Source organism: Arenibacter hampyeongensis (genome assembly GCF_002909255.1).
GTDB classification, from domain to species: domain Bacteria; phylum Bacteroidota; class Bacteroidia; order Flavobacteriales; family Flavobacteriaceae; genus Arenibacter; species Arenibacter hampyeongensis.
Map to the genome: position 1 here is coordinate 746627 of NZ_PIOB01000002.1, position 20389 is coordinate 767015.

19 protein-coding genes and 1 tRNA gene are annotated in these 20389 nt (G+C 36.3%); 7 read left to right on the top strand and 13 right to left on the bottom strand.

Going from position 1 to position 20389, the window contains the following annotated elements; translation table 11 throughout:
- The first annotated feature begins 154 nt into the window (after positions 1-154).
- The 7 genes from CWD91_RS08055 to CWD91_RS22655 all read left to right on the top strand — a co-directional run bounded on the left by CWD91_RS08055 (position 155) and on the right by CWD91_RS22655 (position 5262).
- Positions 155-1468: a tyrosine-type recombinase/integrase gene (locus CWD91_RS08055; RefSeq protein ID WP_103440443.1), complete on the top strand. Its 1314-nt coding sequence runs from the start codon at positions 155-157 to the stop codon at positions 1466-1468.
- Between the two features lie 78 nt (positions 1469-1546).
- Positions 1547-2464, top strand: a complete 918-nt coding sequence (locus tag CWD91_RS08060) for a hypothetical protein (RefSeq protein ID WP_103440444.1) — start codon at positions 1547-1549, stop codon at positions 2462-2464.
- Between the two features lie 83 nt (positions 2465-2547).
- Positions 2548-2820, top strand: a complete 273-nt coding sequence (locus tag CWD91_RS08065; RefSeq protein WP_239985699.1) for a helix-turn-helix domain-containing protein — start codon at positions 2548-2550, stop codon at positions 2818-2820.
- A 203-nt stretch (positions 2821-3023) separates the two neighbouring features.
- Positions 3024-3605 (top strand): hypothetical protein, encoded by a 582-nt coding sequence (locus CWD91_RS08070; protein ID WP_103440445.1) that lies wholly within the window; start codon positions 3024-3026, stop codon positions 3603-3605.
- 73 nt (positions 3606-3678) lie between these two features.
- On the top strand, positions 3679-3960 hold the full coding sequence (locus tag CWD91_RS08075; protein ID WP_157943749.1) for a hypothetical protein: 282 nt from the start codon (positions 3679-3681) through the stop codon (positions 3958-3960).
- 98 nt (positions 3961-4058) lie between these two features.
- Positions 4059-4793, top strand: a complete 735-nt coding sequence (locus CWD91_RS08080) for a hypothetical protein (protein WP_103440447.1) — start codon at positions 4059-4061, stop codon at positions 4791-4793.
- 307 nt (positions 4794-5100) lie between these two features.
- The gene (locus CWD91_RS22655) at positions 5101-5262 is read left to right on the top strand and encodes a hypothetical protein (protein WP_157943750.1); all 162 of its coding nucleotides are present in this window, start codon (positions 5101-5103) and stop codon (positions 5260-5262) included.
- Between the two features lie 101 nt (positions 5263-5363).
- Here CWD91_RS22655 and CWD91_RS08085 read toward each other — a convergent pair whose 3' ends face one another.
- The 13 genes from CWD91_RS08085 to mraY form a co-directional block, all read right to left on the bottom strand.
- Positions 5364-6884, bottom strand: a complete 1521-nt coding sequence (locus CWD91_RS08085; RefSeq protein WP_103440448.1) for a hypothetical protein — start codon at positions 6882-6884, stop codon at positions 5364-5366.
- Between the two features lie 148 nt (positions 6885-7032).
- The gene (locus CWD91_RS08090) at positions 7033-8196 is read right to left on the bottom strand and encodes an RES domain-containing protein (protein WP_103440449.1); all 1164 of its coding nucleotides are present in this window, start codon (positions 8194-8196) and stop codon (positions 7033-7035) included.
- Positions 8197-8378: 182 nt separating this feature from the next.
- Positions 8379-9008, bottom strand: a complete 630-nt coding sequence (locus CWD91_RS08095; RefSeq protein WP_103440450.1) for a DUF4145 domain-containing protein — start codon at positions 9006-9008, stop codon at positions 8379-8381.
- Between the two features lie 436 nt (positions 9009-9444).
- Positions 9445-9518, bottom strand: a tRNA-Arg gene (locus CWD91_RS08100).
- Between the two features lie 71 nt (positions 9519-9589).
- Positions 9590-10045 (bottom strand): GatB/YqeY domain-containing protein, encoded by a 456-nt coding sequence (locus CWD91_RS08105; protein ID WP_103440451.1) that lies wholly within the window; start codon positions 10043-10045, stop codon positions 9590-9592.
- A 94-nt stretch (positions 10046-10139) separates the two neighbouring features.
- The gene (gene ftsZ / locus CWD91_RS08110; RefSeq protein WP_103440452.1) at positions 10140-12065 is read right to left on the bottom strand and encodes a cell division protein FtsZ; all 1926 of its coding nucleotides are present in this window, start codon (positions 12063-12065) and stop codon (positions 10140-10142) included.
- 44 nt (positions 12066-12109) lie between these two features.
- Entirely contained in the window at positions 12110-13438 is a 1329-nt protein-coding gene (gene ftsA / locus CWD91_RS08115) for a cell division protein FtsA (RefSeq protein ID WP_103440453.1), read from the bottom strand.
- 3 nt (positions 13439-13441) lie between these two features.
- Positions 13442-14161, bottom strand: a complete 720-nt coding sequence (locus tag CWD91_RS08120; protein ID WP_103440454.1) for a cell division protein FtsQ/DivIB — start codon at positions 14159-14161, stop codon at positions 13442-13444.
- 11 nt (positions 14162-14172) lie between these two features.
- Complete coding sequence (murC, locus tag CWD91_RS08125; RefSeq protein ID WP_103440455.1) at positions 14173-15534, bottom strand: UDP-N-acetylmuramate--L-alanine ligase; 1362 nt, start codon at positions 15532-15534, stop codon at positions 14173-14175.
- A gap of 7 nt (positions 15535-15541) precedes the next feature.
- Positions 15542-16633: an undecaprenyldiphospho-muramoylpentapeptide beta-N-acetylglucosaminyltransferase gene (gene murG / locus CWD91_RS08130; RefSeq protein ID WP_103440456.1), complete on the bottom strand. Its 1092-nt coding sequence runs from the start codon at positions 16631-16633 to the stop codon at positions 15542-15544.
- Complete coding sequence (locus CWD91_RS08135) at positions 16620-17792, bottom strand: FtsW/RodA/SpoVE family cell cycle protein (RefSeq protein WP_103440457.1); 1173 nt, start codon at positions 17790-17792, stop codon at positions 16620-16622. Before CWD91_RS08135 ends, murG begins: the two co-directional genes overlap by 14 nt.
- Positions 17793-17816: 24 nt before the next feature.
- Positions 17817-19151 carry a UDP-N-acetylmuramoyl-L-alanine--D-glutamate ligase gene (gene murD / locus CWD91_RS08140; protein ID WP_103440458.1) on the bottom strand — a complete coding sequence of 445 codons (1335 nt, stop codon included), beginning with the start codon at positions 19149-19151 and terminating at the stop codon, positions 17817-17819.
- A 1-nt stretch (position 19152) separates the two neighbouring features.
- Complete coding sequence (gene mraY, locus CWD91_RS08145; protein WP_103440459.1) at positions 19153-20376, bottom strand: phospho-N-acetylmuramoyl-pentapeptide-transferase; 1224 nt, start codon at positions 20374-20376, stop codon at positions 19153-19155.
- Between the last annotated feature and the right edge of the window lie 13 nt (positions 20377-20389).

Below are 20389 nucleotides of genomic sequence, written 5' to 3' on the forward strand. Positions count from 1 at the left end.
TAACTCACCAATATTAGGGACTTAACAAAATTAATGTCGTAAACTAAGTCAAACTTAGACCAACTTAGGCACACTATAAAGTGACACAAATAATTACACAATTAAATCATATGTGTCACTTTTTAGAGTATATTTGAACTCAAGACTAAATAGCATGGCAAAACTTACTTTCGTCCCTAGAAAAGGCTCTAACAAATCAGCATCAATTCAATTATACTTCAACTACGGAAGTAATAAACGTTTAAGATATTCAACTGGGCTAAAAATTATAGATATAAAAAACTGGGATGATTCTAAAATGAGGATCAGGAATGTCGTTTCCGAGATTCACAAGAACAACGTTAACAATAAGCTCACCGAAATTCACAATTTCGTTGAAAAAACATATTACCGATTGGCTATTACGGAAAACGTTGAGGTAACCAACGAAATACTTAAAGAAGAATTGAATGTATTTTTGAACCGAAATTCTATAAAGGACGACAAACCTCAACTGTTAGAATTATTGCCATTTTACAAATGGTACATTGAACATTACCAAAAAAACCCTCTGGTAAGCACAGGCAAGCCCATGGGAACCGGAACTGCAAAAACTTATAACAACGCCTTCACCATTCTAAAAAAATATAATGACACAGTATCACATTTAACTTATGACAAAATTAATATCGAATTCTATGATAGTTTTTTGAATTATATGTATGATCTAAACTATTCCTTGAACTACATAGGTACACAAATCAAAATTTTAAAGACTATAATGAATTCTAGTTACGAGAAAGGCTATCACAATAATTTAGATTTTCGAAAAAGATATTTCAAAAAGCCACAAGAGGATATTTACAATATTTATTTAAATACAGCTGAATTAGAGAGAATATTTGAACTAGATTTCTCAAATTACACTCCCAAGAGAATCAAAAATGATTTTGTAATAACCAAAAATAAACTGGAATTGGCTAGAGATTTATTTCTAATTTCAGCCAACACCGGGCTAAGGGTATCAGATTTCACCAAGCTTAGCTCAAGTAGTATCATAACAAACAATTCAGCGAGCTACATATCTATTACCACACAAAAAAACTCCAAACTTTTAACAATTCCCTTAAATTCCACGGTTAGGGCAATTTTAGAAAAAAGGAATGGCCATCCTCCCAAAGGAATGGCGGAACAACATATCAATTATTGCCTGAAAGAAATAGGCGAACTTGCCAAAATCAACGAAATCATTGAGAAAGGTGTTACCAAAGGAGGAAAGAAAGAGATGAAGTCCTTCAAGAAATATGATTTAATCACAAATCATACCGGCAGGAGAAGTTTCTGCACCAATGCCTATAAAAGTGGCATGCCTACCATCGACATTATGGCAATAAGTGGACACAGTAGTGAAAAAGTGTTCTATAACTACATTAAAGTTGATGATCTAGAACGTGCTGAAAAAATTTCAAAACATAAATTCTTCTCTTAAAACTTATCATATTGAAAACCAATATATATCTAGTTAATTTTATATTAGCACCTTAATCCTAACCAAACTATTCAATAAATGGAAATCGACGATTTTGAATTTTTAGATACGCCAGAAATCAAATTACAAACAGATTTTTTCGAAATGGAAATGTTGACCCAGGAACTGGATAGAGCCTATTCCCGTCACGATGAAATATCAGACCCTAATCTTTTCTATAAAAGCATTGAACATTTTCAAGAAGCAATCACATTAAAGAATGTAGTTGACTCAAAGGTTAAAGAATTAAACATTCTGTATGAACAATTTCTTAAAACTGCAGAGGAAAACAATTTATTTTGGAATTATTGCTCCGAACGAATTTACACTCTCAACTTTAAAAATTTTGAAAAATCTTTTTTTACAACAATCCCTAATGCCAAAAGAATAGAATTTCTATTCTACGAAATCAGCGCACTATCACGTGAAGAAAATATTAAAATTTTCACTCATTCGGAATTTGAACTAGACTTTACAGTTGGTTTTAATATTGACAAGCATTTAAGCGAGGAACATCTAGTACGAATTCAATTTGAGAATAAGAGAAAAATCGAATTTGTTGAAGAGGAGATAAAAAATGAAGGCTACCATGTTGTTTACCATGAAAACGGTATTGAGCTAAAAAAAATAACGAAGGAAGACTTGTCGGATGAAGAATTTCTCGAAGAACCATTAAAAATCAAAGACCTTCCTTTATTTGACACCTTAGATAGATTTACGCTGATTAAGGAATTAAAGATTGATGATATTATTCACAACTTAGAAACTTCTCAAAAAAGTAAGTATAAAGTACTAGCTCTAATAATGGGAATTCACCCAGATAACGCCAGGAAACTACTAACTAATAAATATCCTAAATTAAAAACGAAAGAAGAGTATAGCGTATTAAGAAAAGCTGCAAATAGCAATGTTCAAGCATTTCTCAACAACCCAAACAACGATATTAAAATTCCATAATTTAAAAAAAAGGGTCTGCAGTTATATAGACCCCAAAAGACCCTTTTCTCCTTTGTTTTATCAAAACGATAAAAAAGGAAATTATGATTCAACTTATTCAGATTACAGAAGAAAAGCTAACTGCTAATATCTTATTAGCGTTAAAGAAAGAGCTAGATCAGCTCAAAGAAGAATTCCAACCTCAGCTACCCCCTAAGTGGGTTTCACGCAAGGAAACCGCCAAAATGCTTGGCGTGAGTTTCACTACCCTTACCAATTGGCATAAAAAAGGTGTGCTAACAGCATATAGTATAGGAACTCGAGTTTACTACAAACTCGATGAGGTTCACAACGCTTTAACCCCAATTGCATGTTAGCCTAAACACGCAAGAAGGAGGGGTAAAGTCTTGGTCGGTATTTCACTGGCTTATCAAAATATTTTCAAAATTTTATGAACTAAGAATCAGATAGTTATCTGGTTTTTAAAAAAAAGAAGGGTATAACTATTCACTTTACCCAAGGTGCATAGTATTTATTAATACCAAGTCCGAGGTGTGTCTTGTTAAAAACGAAAATAAGTATGAAAAACAAAGTAGAAATTAAAAAAGAGTATAACAATCTAATAAAGGTTATAAATCAAAACAGATATGATAAATGGTACAGCCTAAAAGATTTAGTTGCTATTAAAAACATTAGCTATAAATCACTAAAGAATATGGTTAAAAGCATTTTTGATAAGTACCACCCCCAAGGAACAATCAAAAAAGAAAAGGGAAGATACCACATTCATTATTCAATTCTGGATGCATTCAAATTGAAGGTTCCCAGACGTAACAAGTCGCCCACCATTTACAGCCACAACTGGAAAAGTAATATTGTATGGACAACTAGAGATTATTATGATCGTGATTATCACCAGTACTTAATCAATCATTTAAAGGTATTAACCTCGGATGTAAATTATCTGGAAGCCATTGAATACGATAATCAAGATAGACTTCACGTTCATCTATTGGCAGACGTAGAACCAAAGGCTATAAAACCTGTTTTAGAGGCCCTACTACAAACTTTTCTAGATGATGACAGAAGTTATAGAATATACTGCGAAAGTGTCGCAAATACCGGGTGTAGCGTTGACTACCTATTAAAAGGTCAACAATAAATTAATATTAAAAGATAAAAATATGGAAGAAATTCAATTATCAGAGGCAAAAAGCCTCTTAATCAGTGACTATATGCTCACTACCAACAGAGAGTACACAATTATCCACAATCAGCACATATTAGGCGTATATCAACACCTAAAACAAATAGGGCTATTAGGCATGCTATTTAGCTATCAAAATCCAGATGCCGAAGAACTTGTGTTTAATGAGTACCAAAGAAATGTAATTATAGCCTATATGCACGCCCAGTACGAAGAAGAAGCTATATGCACCGATTATTACATAATTACAGAATACAACTATTTAGTTGAAAACAATTTATTACATGAACTTTTTGAGTACCAAAACTAAATGAAAGTTAGGCGAACCCTACAAAGCAACAAACTAAGGAGGGCCGCCTAGACCATCATAGCAAATGAAAAAATATTAACATTTTAAAATTAAAAATTATGAATTACATTAACTTAGATAACCCAGGATTTGTAAAAAACTTAGAGGACCATCCATTTTTGTGGGAGCTATTGAAAAAGCACATAACCTACAAGGAAGGAAAAGATTCAAATTATCCAAAGGAGCAATTGGAGATACTAATAAACTATTATATTCAGCAAAGAGAATATAGTAATATTTTGAGCGTATTACTTAGTGAAGTAATAATAAATACTCCTATGGTAAACGGCTATAAAATCTATGATCTGGAGAATTTAGAATTAAGCAATAGTCCAATGTTAATAGGGTTGATAAAAATCAATATTACTAACAGAAAAGATGATGTACATGTAAGTTCCTCAGTTCGTAACTTCATGAATATGGTAAGCTGGACTTTTAAGCATGAATTAGGGGAGGAAATTGTTGGAATAGCCCTAAATGAAGCTATTAAAAACGATAATACACCTCAACTCAACACAGTATACAAAGATGTAGTAGCACTTCCCGAAGCATCTAAAAAAGTAATAGGTAATTATATAAAGAAATTAAATAGGCAGAATATGATAGGCATGCCTAAATTTTATTTCAATGATTTAATCATAAGCGAGTATAAGCGATTGAGAAATGAAGGCAAGCTACATGAAGTATTCGAAATGGAAGAATTAACAGAATCCAAAATTAGTGATGAGGATTGGCAAGAGTATATAGAACTCACAAAAGAAAGTAAGACCCCTCCAAAGTCAAATTTAGCTTGAAAAGTTATTATTAAAAATAATGGACCCCTCCCTCCCTATATATAAAGTTAGGGAGGGAATTCCACAAGTTGTGACCCTTCTTAGAAATAGGAAATATTAAACATAATTATACACACATGATGAGGTTAAGAAAATTTTTGGGGAAAATTTTAGGGAATTATATTGTTCCTTTTTCTACCAAAAGGGATAACACTTAGCACCTAAAACGGAGAGCACAAATATTCATTATAAGGGTTTAGCACGTGTTTAGGGCCATAAACATGATGAGGTGTTCAAACTGAGACTAAAAAATTAAAAAAAATTTAAAATGGACAAAAACGAAATAAACAATAAAATAATACTAAAACAAAAAGAAGTTGATCTAGAACAGGATTTCAACAAAAAGAATCAATTAAGAAGTGAGTTACAGATTTTAAACCTGCGAAAAGATATACTTGATACGAAAGAAAAAATTGACAAACTCATGTGAACACCTTAGCAAAATTAATTGTTTTTAGTATTGGTCTCCACATCTAGTCATGGCTAACGAATAAAGTCACACCCTACGAATACACCCCTTATTAATAATGGTTATTCGGTTAATGCCAGTTCGGATTTAATATTAAGATTATCTATGTATTCTTGAAACTTACTTATTGACAATTTAGGCGCAGACCTAATCTTATCCTCTCTACCTCTGTCGTCCTTTTCATCAGGAAGGGTCTGTTTAAAATCTCTCGGATTAGCATTTGGGAACAAACCAATATCTACCATATATGCAGAATACCTTAAACCATCGCTTGGAGCTGAACTAGTATTGGAATTAACCAGATGAATTAAGCGTAAATCAACTAATTCCTTAATAGCTTGATTAAGCTGTGGGTGACTAATTATTTCTGAGTTAGAAACCAGAAATGAGTTGTTTTTCTTTATTGTGATTATTTCATCTCTTATAAACTGTAAGTAATGTTCTAAAACTTCTTTCTCGTCTGCAGTGTCAGTTTTAAATGCTTCCAATTTATTAGGCAAATTGTCTATGCTACAGTCAATAACATTTGGTTTACTTATAGACTTATCTCCATTTATCATTTTATTACCCAACGAAATGAACAAAGAGAAAAAATCTCTAGGTACACCACCAGAAGCAAGACACAGAAATTTGAAAGCGTTATCTGTTAAAATAGTTTTGTAATCAATTTCAACCCCCACCTTGGCATTAACATGTTCCAATAATTCACGCATGAAGCTAACCAAGGCATTGAAATTTTCAAGACTGTAATCCAGGTTAAGTGCCTGCGCATCATGACCAATTTCCATCCCAATAAATGTGTCTCCCTGTACATACAAAGAAGACCTATGTTTAATTGTTGCTACTTTTAAAAACATACTCGTGTTTTTACAAAGGCGGTGAAAGAAATCGATAAAATATGGTTGCTCTAATTTTCTAATAAAATAGAAGTCATCTAGGATTAGAAAAATGTTACTATCAAGAAGCTTACAGGTTTGATTCACCAATTCTTTTAAGTCCGGCAATTCATTTTTTAGAATATTTAGCTTGTCGATTTTAAACTGCTTTGAAATTTCCCTTTCCTCTGATTGTTGTGCACTGACAGAAGCACTAGTATTTTTGTGACCAGACTTTGCTGTGCCTGATAATTTTGATCCAGTTTTCTCCCTTATGGATTCATCAAAATTATCGGGTTGAACAAGTCTTTTTTCAAGCTTGGATAAAATATCGTCATACTCTTTAATTATTCGTCTTGACTCTTTCCATTTTCTAAAAGATTTAAAAATACTGTATTTGCCTTTTATCTCATTCTTAAGTTGCATTATTAAACTTCGCAATACTTGAATGATCGAATTCGGAAAACTAATATCTTTAAAATCTTCAAGATTAATAGATATACATGTAATTTCAGGTCTGTTCTTTTTTAAGGACTTCAATAACAATGACTTACCAGAACCCCTTCTCCCAAAAATAATTTGATTTTGCTTACTATCTAACCTCTCAATATGTCCTTTAGGGTCCAGATATTCAATTGAAGTTTGATCTGTCACCCTAATGTTTTCTTCAATATACTTTAAAACTTTATTTAACTCACTATTTGTCATACTTTTATAATTAATACCAACAATCCGCCTCGATTTTGGCCTGAAAAATCGAGGCGGATTTCCCAATTAAAAAATCAAGTTTTGAAATGTATGGATTTTATCTAATTCAATAGGAAGCAATGTTTAGCAAATCAGTGCATGCCCTAAATTAATATTTGGTTATTTTACATTTACCTTGTTCTAGGTCCAATTTAACTTTTTTATATTTAATATTATCAATCCGTTTACCATCTTGATAAACCACATTAATTCGGTCGTTTCTACCAAGCATTTTAATCGGTGTAATTTTAGATTCATTTTTATGGTTTAGAGGAGTACAATTAAACATTAAGCTTTTCGGCAAACCTACTTGTTCATAGCGGACTTGTTTTCCTTTTCCAACTTGCATTTTTCTAAATAATTCAAATGCTTTATTAGCCTTTTCCTCGTCATAAAGAATCTTTCCATTCTCAAAATCAAAAGCTTTAGTTCCAAATGAACCAATAATTTGGTCAGTGGTAACTTCCTCTGAAGTATGGTCAAGTTTAGAATATTCGTCAAGAATAAACCTTGTTTCAACTCCGATTAAATTATATCGATCTAATATGAGTTCATTTCGAATGGCTACATTCCATCCATGTTTTTTCCTTTGAACACTTGGATATAATATTGCATCGAAGTTTAATTTCGAAACGATTGGATAAAACAATTGGTCCGAGGATATTTGACCACTGAATAAATAATCCCTCGGCCTATCCCTAGACACCCTAAGACTATAAATTTCTTCAAAAAACTCCTCAAGCAAATAAAAAACTTCCTGCAGTTTACTCTCGATTTTTGGGTCTTTGGTCTTCTCCTTACTAACAATGAAAGAACGAACCTTTGAATTTGGCTTTAACTCAAAAAAGGAAACAGTAATTACATCTCCATTTTGCGGCCTAATCTCCCAATAAGCACCAGCTTCAGTGGTTGCACAGTATAACACTTGCTGCTTTGGGATATTACATCTTCCAAAATTACACACTTCAATAGGCGGTGCTAATAATTGAGAGATGTCAGTCAGGTAGCCCAATGCTTTACCTTGAGCCTTAAGAATTCTATTATTAATGGAGATTCTAATTAATCTTTTTGGTGGTTCATCCGTTTGTGAACCGAGCTTTAGAGTGAAAAATTTTGAAACATCCTTTCGTAAATTGTCAAATTCCTCATCAGATAAGTCCTGAACTTTACCAAAAAAAGAGCGATAATAATCAAGTTTTTCAACTATTTTTTCGATAGAATGTAAATCCGGTTCACGAAAACTATCTTTATTCTTAGTGATTTTCTCTATCATTGGCGGATTTTTCTAGAGACAATTATTAGGAGTGTGCACATTAACTTAGTTCTGAATTCCGAGAATAATTATTTGATTATTATCACTTTTATCCCTTCATGCAAAATTGGTTTTTACAAAAGCTTAAACTTCTACCAAATGGATTTATGCATCACGTAGTATCCAGCGGATTAGCCACATTTTCAATATTTTCCGTCTCTTTTAGTTATTCCATCTAGTTTTCCAGTTGGTAGATTGGAATATATTCCACTGACTTTTTTAGGCAATGCAATCATATATTCTACAATTACATTTATTAAATCAAAGAGCTGACCAACTGTTTCCTGATTATCAGTATCTATTTGACCAGGATGCACAGCGTCATTTCCCGTTACTCTAACAATATCAAGTGATTGCTGTACTATTTCAGGAAGTCCTTTTTTTACTAGACTACCAATATCAGCATTAATATTATCACCCTGCTCCCCTAGCTCCTTACACAGAACTTGTATCGCCAGTCTTATTAATGCTGCGGCTCCTCTAGGTGATTTGTTACTTATTGAAGCAGCCTCTAAATATAATTTTTTAACATTTTCTGGCATTTCTGGATTTGGGAAAGGTGAATTTCCTGTATCAGGGAAATACATTATATCCTTCACCCATATTGATGTATCATTACAATGCTGACAAGTAGAAGACCCAAGAATGTTACTTTGTAGATGTCCGTGATTACCAAATCTCATACCTCTAGAAATCCACTCTTGTTTGGCTAATACTCCACAACTTGGGCAAGTAAAAGAATCCTTATGTAATTTCGGTTGAATGTATTTCATATTATGCTTTTCGTAATTATGATCAACATACGGATACGATTAAATATTGATATCTAGATAAAAAAAATAAAAGTGTATTATACTTAATAAGCAGATAGTCTATAATGCCCCACTCCCATCAATTATATAATATCTCATAAAAATCATGAATTTAACAATTTTAGAGGAATCAAAAATTTAAAAATACAAGAATTTTCCAACAGTAATAAAATATTGGATAAATCCATTTCTATTTTTAGTCATATGAAAATTCAAAGACTGGAGTTTTATTAAGAGAATAGCAGTCTTTGAATTTAAAAACTATTAATTTAAACCCAATAAAATTCTTCGAAGAAAAAAAAACCAGAAACAAACTAAAAGTGACACTAAAAATGACACAATTACAAAAATAAAAAAAGCAACTAACTGAAAATCAATTAGTTGCTCTACATAAAAGTGACCCCGGAGGGATTCAAACCCCCAACCCTCAGAGCCGAAATCTGATGCGCTATTCAGTTGCGCCACGGGGCCTTTAATTAGTTCTCAGTCGACAGCGGCAGTAAGCAGTTCTATATATTAGAAACACTGCCCACAGTAACGGCCTACATTTTCATTAAATTCTTTTTTACAATAGTAGATATCGTCTTCCCATCTGCCTTTCCTGCCAATTCTTGGGATACAAGACCCATAACCTTGCCCATATCCTTCATTCCTGCAGCACCAAGAGCAGCTATGGTCTTTATTACCGCATTTTCAATTTCTTGTTCCGACAATTGTTCTGGCAAGAACTTTTCAATGATCAATGCCTGTGCCAATTCCGGTTCGGCCAAATCTTCCCGACCTTGTTCTTTATATATAGCCGCACTGTCCTTTCGCTGCTTTACCAATTTTTGAACCAACTTTACTTCCTCTTCCTCAGACAGTTCCGTACCAGGACCTGTTTCGGTCTGTGCCAATAATAAAGCAGATTTTATAGCTCGTAACGACTCCAAGGCCACGGTGTCCTTAGCCCTCATTGCCACTTTCATGTCTTCCATTACCCTTTGCTGTAAACCCATATCATTTTTTTAGCCCTGCGAAGATAAAAATAAACCCGAAAATAAAAGCTATTTTCGGGTTTAAACTTTGTGATTTATAGTTCACCGTACTCTACTAGTCCACATTGTCATGTAAATAAGAGTTGTTGGAGCGCAATTGGATATCGTCATTACTATCCTCACTAAGACTCGTTCTGGAAACTTTATTCTCCCTAGGGTTTTCGTTTAGATTTACCCCTTGTCTCTTATAAGCCGGTTGCTTGGATATTTCGTCCAAGTTGCTAAGACTATTCTGGAATTTATAGTTAAAGTCCTTTAGTTTACGTCTACGTTCATCTGCGCGTTCTTTCAAAAGGATTTCTATTGGGGTGTTAACGGGGTCTTCATCCTCCACATTCACCCTATCTTGATTTGATTCCTGTTTTGCAATGGTGCGCTTTTCAAATATTAACTCATCTTCAACAATACGGGGCTCAAACTCCTCCGCCTTCGATTGTGCACCGGTAAGTTTCTTCTCCAACTCCATATAATCATCCAAACTGTATCGCTTTTCCCCGTTCTTATTGTATTCTAGAACTGGTATTACCTCTACGTGATCTTTTACTTCCAAATCCCTTACCTCTTCATCCAAATCGAAGGTGATGATATGGCGGGCTTCCTCTTCCTCCTCTACCGGCTTTTTGGCCAAAGGCATATCAAAACTAAATTCAAATTGATCTTCCTCCACAACCTTATTGGAAACTACTCGGGGATCTACTACCTCAATATCCTTAATTTCATCGGAAGCACTAATTATGATAAAATCGTCCTGAACATTTTCCGCTACAACTTCCTCATAGAATACATTAAAATTCTTAATAAAATTGGTGGTAGGTATCAAATCCATTTTCGGCTCCTCTTGCACCTTATTAGGCTTAACTGGAGTTACTGTAATTTCCTCTTCTTCGACCAACTGGTGAACAAGGCTTTTAGGAGTAAGATTATGCTCCGCGCGTTGTTCATCTTCTAACGTATGAATGATTTTTTTGGATTCGGTATTTACTATATCATCCTGTTGATCAATATTAAAACCCGTGGCTATAACCGTAACTGCGATTGCCTCGCCCAGTCCCTCATCTTCACCAACACCCATAATGATATTTGCACCGAAACCTGCCTCATTTTGAATATGGTCGTTAATTTCACCTATTTCGTCAATCGTAATTTCTTGTGCCCCGGAAACAATAAGTAGAAGTACATTCTTTGCTCCAGTTATTTTGTTATCATTTAGCAAAGGGGAATCCAACGCTTTCGTAATAGCTTCATGAGCCCTGGATGAACCGGACGATATGGCCGATCCCATTATGGCCGTACCACTACTGCTCAACACAGTCTTGGCGTCACGTAAATCTATGTTCTGAGTATAGTGATGTGTAATTACCTCTGCAATACCACGAGCGGCAGTGGCCAACACTTCATCTGCTTTAGAAAAACCAGCCTTAAATCCTAAATTGCCGTATACTTCCCTTAATTTATTATTATTAATAACAATCAGGGAATCTACATTGGCACGTAATTTTTCAATTCCCAACTGAGCCTGTTGGCAACGCATTTTACCTTCAAATTGAAATGGCATGGTAACGATCCCCACAGTAAGAACATCCATTTCCTTTGCCATTTTTGCAATGACAGGGGCAGCACCAGTACCTGTTCCCCCGCCCATACCGGCAGTAATAAAAATCATCTTTGTTGTAGGTTCAAGCATTTGCTTGATTTCCTCCATACTTTCAATAGCCGCTTGTTCCCCTACTTCAGGATTGGCACCAGCGCCCAGTCCTTCCGTCAATGAAACTCCCAATTGTATCTTATTGGGCACAGGACTATTATGAAGTGCTTGTGAATCGGTATTGCAAATCACAAAATCCACCCCATTGATACCGGCCTGGAACATGTGATTAATAGCGTTACTACCTCCACCACCAACACCAATGACTTTAATTACGTTGCTTTGATTTTTGGGCAAATCAAAGGCTATACTTTCAAATTCAGTGTTCTTGCTCATATTTTTAATTTTACTGGTTTTCTATACTGTTCTTATTTTATAATCTATTCCGCATTATCCAAGAAATCCTTCAATTTCTCGGACCATTTATCAAAAATAGATTTACGCTCTTTTTTAAAGGCAGTTGTGGTTTGGGTTTGGCTCTCTCCCCTAAAAATATCCTGGTTTGCATCCTTATCTACTTCTTCTTGTTGCGCTTCCCTTACTTTTGACTTGTTCTGCACCGCGTTCATCAATAGTCCCACCGCAGTAGCATATAATGGACTAGCTATTTCCTCGTCGGAATCACCTGCCAAATGCTCATTTGGATACCCAATCCTAGTGTCCATTCCCGTAATATATTCCACCAATTGCTTAAGGTGCTTCAACTGGCTACCTCCACCCGTTAATACGATGCCTGCAATCAATTTTTTCTTTTGCTCGTCGTGCCCATAATTCTTAATCTCAACATATACCTGCTCTACAATTTCCACTACGCGGGCATGTATTATCTTAGATAGATTTTTCAAAGTAATTTCCTTAGGCTCGCGCCCTCTAAGGCCTGGAATGGAAACAATTTCATTATCCTTGTTTTCCCCTGGCCAAGCCGAACCAAACTTGATCTTTAAAAGTTCCGCCTGCTTTTCAATAATGGAACAACCTTCCTTTATATCTTCGGTGATTACATTTCCTCCAAAAGGAATAACTGCCGTATGACGGATAATTCCATCTTTAAAAATGGCCAAATCCGTGGTGCCACCCCCTATATCGATAAGTGCTACACCTGCTTCTTTTTCTTCCTGACTCAAAACAGCATTCGCGGAAGCCAAGGGTTCCAAAGTAATATTGCCAAGATCAAGACCGGCACTCTTTATACATCTCCCTACATTTCGGATAGAGGAAACCTGACCCACAACAACATGAAAATTGGCCTCAAGTCTTCCTCCATACATCCCCATGGGCTGCTTTATCTCCGCTTGTCCATCTACTTTGAATTCCTGCGGCAAGACATGTATTATCTCTTCACCCGGAAGCATTACCAATTTATAAACCTGATTGCAAAGCTTTTCCACATCATCTTCATTGATAACTTCTTCGGATTTTGCCCTGGTTATATAATCACTATGTTGTAAACTTCTAATATGCTGTCCTGCAATACCTACCACTACAGAGTTGATTTTTAAACCTGAGTTGGCTTCGGCCAATTCAACAGCTTGTTGAATGGATTTGATGGTCTGTGTAATATTATTGACCACACCACGATGCACTCCCAAACTTTTAGATCTACCAATACCCAAAATTTCAATCTTGCCATATTCATTTTCCTTTCCAATGATGGCCACAATTTTGGTGGTTCCAATATCCAACCCAACTGAATAATTACCTTGTTCCATATCTTAAATTTTGGTGCACACTACTTGGTTATTAAATTCTAAACTCACCCTATTATAATCGTTCAGCGTTTTGTCCTTGTTCGCCTTGGTATAGAACGCTTTGAAATTGCTGAACTTTTTCTCCAATTCTTTCACATCCCCTAGGTCCACAACAAAATTCTCCATTCTAAATTTCAACTGATACTTTTCCTCACCGGTAATATGAACGCCTATAATATTCTTTCTTAAGAATTCATCAGAATTTATATAGGTTAAAATTTCATACACTCCCACTGTACTTTTATCTGTTATTTTCCCAGTAATTATTGGCACTCGCGCAGAATGGTATCTGGAAAATGGCATGCGTCTCCCATCCTCATCAATATAAAACTTTGCAACTCCCTCAACTCTTCCGATTGGTTTACGCTGTATGACTTTAGCCATTAGGTCCCCGTTTACCGTAAGGTAAACTTGGGCATTTTTTACCATTTCATTAGCTTCGATAGCTTTTTCTATAGTATTCAAAACTATATCTTCTTTGGGCAGGTTTTTAAGGTCCCCGGAATTTTGTATTAACAATTTATTAACCGTCTCCTGGGTCATATAAAGATTCTGATCTCCGACAAACTTAATTTCAATATTATCGATCATTTTATGCTTGTTCCTAATGTTGGAAAATGCATAAAGACCTGTAACAACAAGCAGTAAGGCCCCGAATTTTATGAAATTCCAATTTATTTTCATTTCTTTCAATTTTACAGTTTATTATCTACTAGATCTAATTCCTTTTTTATTTTTGGAACTTCCAATCCAATATCTCCCGCACCCAAGGTGATTAAAACATCTGGGTTTTGGGCTATTATCTCGGAAATCAACTCTGACTTTGTCAACAATTTCTTCACTGGACTTGTAACCTTATCCAACAACCATTGAGCGGTAACTCCTTCAATAGGTTTTTCCCGCGCAGGATATATATCCAATAATATCAAACTGTCAAAGTTGGACAGACTCCTCGCAAATTCATCCACAAAATCCCTCGTTCTAGAAAATAAGTGTGGTTGAAAAACCGCCAGTACCCTCTTACCGGGATGCATTTCAGAAACGGCCTGAAAGGCTGCATCAATTTCCGTGGGATGATGTGCGTAATCATCTATAAAAACAAAATGGGCCCTTTTAATCTGATAAGAAAAACGCCTCTGGACTCCCTTAAACGTTGCCAATGCTTTGGCTAAGCCCTGTGGTGACGAACCGGCTTGGATGGCCATTGCGTAAGCCACCAAACCATTAAGCAGATTATGTCTACCCGGTTTATTAAATCGAACCGCTTCAAGTTTAGCTTCCGGAGATTCCAGATCAAAAACATAGCTGCCCTGGTCTATTTTAATATTTCTAATACAATAATCGGAACCATCCTCAATACCGTATGTTGTTCCCTCCAACGGCAAACCATTGCGTACAAACAGTTTACCATTTGGCTTGATGCGTTTTACAAAATCGGCAAAAGACTTTTGAAGCTCTTCACTACTACCATATATATCCAAATGATCCGCATCCATGGAAGTAATACAGGCCACATCAGGGGACAGCCGAAGAAAGGAACGATCAAATTCATCGGCCTCCACTACCGAGTAATCCGAACCTTCCAATAAAAAATTACTGTTAAAATCCTCTGATATTCCTCCCAAAAATGCCGTAATGGGTGTCCCTGTTTCTTTTAATAAATGTGCCAGAATACAAGAGGTGGTTGTCTTGCCGTGAGTACCTGCAACCGCAAAACAGAAGGTATCCTTTGTAATCAACCCCAGAACTTCAGATCGTTTTTTTACCTGAAACCCGTTGCCTATGAAATAATTATATTCCATATGATAATTGGGTACCGCTGGAGTGTAAACAATTAGCGTGTTAATTGGATCTAAATAGATCTTTGGAACTAGTTCCAAATCATCCTCATAATGTACATTGATACCGAATTCAACCAAATCCCTTGTCAGTGGGGTTTCGGTCTTGTCATAGCCGGCAACATTTTTACCCACAAATTTAAAATACCGCGCAAGAGCAGACATACCAATACCTCCAATACCTATGAAGTAGACCTTATGTATATCTTTTATGCCCATTTTCTAATTATTTCGCTAATAGTTTTTGTATTTCATCTACAATTTCCTGCGTAGCATTTGGCCGGGCCAATTTTTTGATATTGGCTCCCAACTTTTCTCTTATACTATTGGAAAGGAGTAATTCAGAAAACGCTTTTTCAAACTTTTCATCCAACTCTGTCTCCCTGATCATAATTGCTGCATCCTTATCTACAAGTGCCTTGGCATTTTTCGTTTGATGATCTTCCGCCACATTTGGGGAAGGGATAAAGATTACCGGCTTGCCCACTATGCACAATTCGGATACCGAACCGGCTCCGGCCCTGGAAATAATAACATCCGACGCCATATAAGCCAGATCCATTCTATTTAAAAACGACACTACCCTAATAACTTCACTGTCATATTTTTTATACTCCTCATAATAAATCTTGCCACTTTGCCAAACGATTTGAATTCCTTCAGCTTTAAAAAAAGGCAACTCCCGTTCTATAAGTTTATTTACACGTCTCGCTCCCAAACTACCTCCCAGAACAAGCAGCGTGGTTTTACCAGGTTGCAATCCAAAGAAACCCAACGCCTCCACTTTATTACTTGTCAATGAAACCAAATCCCCTCGGACTGGGTTTCCCGTTTTCACAATTTTGTCCTTTGGAAAAAACTTATCCATACCGTCGTAAGCCACACAAATTTTGGCAACCTTGTTGGCCAACAATTTATTGGTAATACCTGCATAGGAATTCTGTTCCTGCAATACACATGGAATGCCTTTACCCGAGGCCACCTTCAATAAGGGACCACTGGCAAAGCCACCAGTACCTACGACCGCATGTGGCTTAAACTTCCTTACTATGTTTGCTGCTTTTACCAAACTACTTATTACTTTAAAAGGAAACATTAAATTTTTCAAGGTGAGCTTCCTTTGTAACCCACTTATCCACAAACCTTCTATTTTGTAACCCGCCTGCGGCACCTTCTCCATTTCCATTCTGTCCTTTGCCCCAACGAATAAAAATTCGGCATCAGGATACCTAACTTTCAGCTCATTTGCAATTGCTATGGCAGGATATATATGCCCGCCTGTTCCCCCTCCTGAGAGTATAAATCTATAACTGCCCACTTAGAACTTCTAAAGGGTTGGATTCATCAATTTCTTCAGGTTCAGACTGTGCATGTTTGTTACTGGCACTTAAAATTATACCTATGGCCAAGCAGGTCATCCAACTCGAGGTTCCCCCACTACTGATCAAAGGCAAGGTCTGACCCGTAACCGGAAAAAGTTCCACCGCAACTGCCATATTTATCAATGCCTGAAAGACTATAGGAAGTCCCACTCCCAAAACCAACAATTTTCCAAATACCGTTCCGTTACTATTTGCCACCACAACAATCCTAAAAAGCAACAGCAAATAAAAGAACATCAGGACAAAACCTCCCAACAGTCCATACTCCTCCACAATAATGGCATAAATAAAATCCGAGGAACTCTGTGGCAAAAAGTTCTTCATTACACTTTTACCAGCTCCATTACCCACTATTCCACCTGTTGCAATCGCTATCTTCGCCTTTTCTATCTGGTAATCCGCCTCCGTATCCTCTGGATTGGAAAAGCTTTCTATCCTGCTCATCCAAGTATCTACCCGGTTGGGAAATAAATCCGGCACCGCTTTGGCCGTCAATACAAACAGGGTTAAACACAATATCCCAGCTCCAACTATACCCAACAAATACTTAAAGGGATATCCACCAATAAAACAAAGCAGCAATACCATGGAAAATATAATCCCGGCGGTTGAAAAATTAGCAGGAAGTATCAACACTACCACCAAAAAAACCGGTAACCATAAAGGCAGGATACTCTCTTTGAAAGTTATGGTCTTATCTTTTATTTTTGTTAAATACCTAGCCACATAGATCATCAATACCACCGCTGCCAAATTCGATGTCTGAAAGGTAAATCCAACAATTGGAATTCGTATCCACCTACTGGCATTTGCCCCATCTATAACCTGTCCTTGCGCTAGGGTATAAAGCAATAAAAGCAATACTACCGGCATTGCAATCAATGACAAACCTTTAAAAAAATGCGTGGGAATACGGTGTACCCCATAAATAATCCCGAACCCCATTAACAGTAGGATGGCATGCTTTACCAGATAACCTATGGTAGTTCCACTGCCTACAACGTAGACCAAGTTACTACTGGCACTATAAACAGGTAAAAATGAAAATAGGGCCAAAAGGGCAACGACTGCCCAAATAGCTTTATCTCCATTCATTTTGTTTAAAAATCCCAACACAGTTTATAATTTTTTAATTGCTGCTTTAAACTGATTTCCCCTATCTTCATAATTCTTGAACAAGTCAAAACTGGCACAGGCCGGTGAAAGTAATACGGTATCTCCCCGTTCGGCAATCTTATAAGCCACCTTTACGGCCTCATCCATTGCATATGTTTCCACAACCAAATCCACAACATTTCCAAAAGCATCCTTGATTTTTGAATTATCCATACCCAAACAAATAATTGCCTTTACTTTTTCACGGACCAAAGACATTAATTCCTTATAATCGTTTCCTTTGTCCACTCCCCCAACAATCCAAACCGTCGGTGTCTTCATACTATCCAAGGCGTAATAGGTAGCGTTAACATTGGTGGCCTTGGAATCGTTGACATATTGCACATGATGAATCTTCAATACTTTTTCCAACCTATGCTCCGCCCCTTGAAAATTCTCTATACTTCTACGTATAGTTTCTTTTCTAATACTAATTAAATTAGCCGCTGTACTAGCCGCCATGGTATTCTTTAAATTGTGTTTTCCTTCCAAAGCCAAAGCATCTGTACCCATTTCTATAGTATTATTATCTGTTTTAATAATTATTTTATCAATTTCTAAAAATGCCCCTTCATCCAATTTCTTATTGATCGAAAAAGGCAATAATTTTGATTGGACCGGGTTCTTCCTCAACCAGTCGACTATTACTTCATCATCGGCGTCATATATTAAATAATCTTCCTTCGTCTGGTTTTCTGCAATTCTAAACTTGGATGCTATATAGTTTTCAAATTTGTATCCATATCTATCCAGATGATCTGGAGTGATATTGGTTAGGATGGCGATATGCGGCTTAAAATCCACTATTCCATCCAGCTGAAAACTACTAATCTCCAAGACATAGTAATCAAAATCCCTTTCTGCAACCATTTTGGCATAGCTATCACCAATATTCCCTGCCATTCCCACATTTAGTCCTGCTGACTTTAAAATATGGTTTGTAAGCATGGTAGTGGTAGTTTTCCCATTACTACCCGTAATCCCAATAATGGTAGCCTTTGTATACCTTGATGCAAACTCGATTTCCGAAATAATCGGAACTCCTTTCGCCTTTAGCAAGAGTATTAATGGAACCGTATCGGGGATACCAGGACTTTTCATGACCAAATCAGCATTCAAAATCCTATCTTCAGTATGTTGCTGTTCTTCCCAATCAATCTCAAAATGTTCAAGAACTTTTCTATATTCCTCTTTAATAATCCCCTTATCGGAAACAAAAACTTCAAAACCTTCCTTTTCACCTAAAATAGCCGTTCCAACACCACTTTCTCCACCACCCAAGACAACCAACCGCTTCATTTTATCGCACTTTTAAGGTTACAATGGTAATTACCGCCAACAGGATTCCGACAACCCAGAATCTGGTGACAATTTTACTTTCATGATATCCCTTTTTTTGATAATGATGATGTAAGGGTGCCATTAGAAATATCCTCTTACCTTCTCCAAATCTCTTCTTGGTATACTTAAAATAGCCTACCTGCAGCATTACTGAAATGGACTCAGCAAAGAAAATTCCACACAAAACAGGGATTAATAATTCCTTTCGGATAATGATGGCTATCACAGCAATAATCCCACCAATGGTCAAACTCCCGGTATCTCCCATAAATACCGTAGCAGGATATGCGTTATACCATAAAAACCCAACCAAGGCACCTACGAATGCAGCAATAAATACCACCAATTCACCTACTCTAGGTATGAACATGATATCCAAATAATCGGAGAAAATTATATTACCCGATACAAGGGTAAAGATGCCTAGAGTGAATACAATTATCGCCGATGTACCGGCAGCCAATCCATCTATACCATCGGTAAGATTTGCTCCGTTGGAAACGGCAGTGACAATGATTATGATAATGGGAATAAATACCAACCATGCATATTCCACCATCCCATCTCCCATCCAAGAAATAAAACGGGAATAATCCAACTCGTTATTTTTTATAAACGGCAAAGTGGTCATGGTAGATTTAATTTCCTTGCCCGGGATTTGTTTAACGGTATAATTCTGGGTAATCTCCGTCCTGGCATGTTCCTTCACGGTTACCTCTGGGTGAAAATATAAAGTCGCCCCCACCATAAGTCCCAAAACTACCTGCCCCAACACCTTAAACCTTCCCTTTAATCCCTCTTTGTCCTTTTTGAATATTTTGATATAATCGTCCACAAAACCAATTATCCCCATCCAGATTGTAGTAACGATCAAAAGGATCACATAAATATTATCCAAGAAACGGGCAAATAGCAAAACCGGAATCAAGGTGGACATAATAATAATGAGTCCTCCCATGGTTGGCGTGCCCGATTTCTGTTTCTGGCCATCCAGACCCAAATCCCTAACGGTTTCCCCAATTTGTTTGTGCCTCAAAAAATTAATAATCCTTTTCCCATAGACCGTGGCCAAAATAAGCGAAAGCATTACCGCCATTGCCGCCCTAAACGTAATAAATTGGAAAAGCCCCGCACCAGGCAGTTGATATTGTTTTTCCAAATATTCGAACAAATAGTATAGCATTTCCGGGTTATTG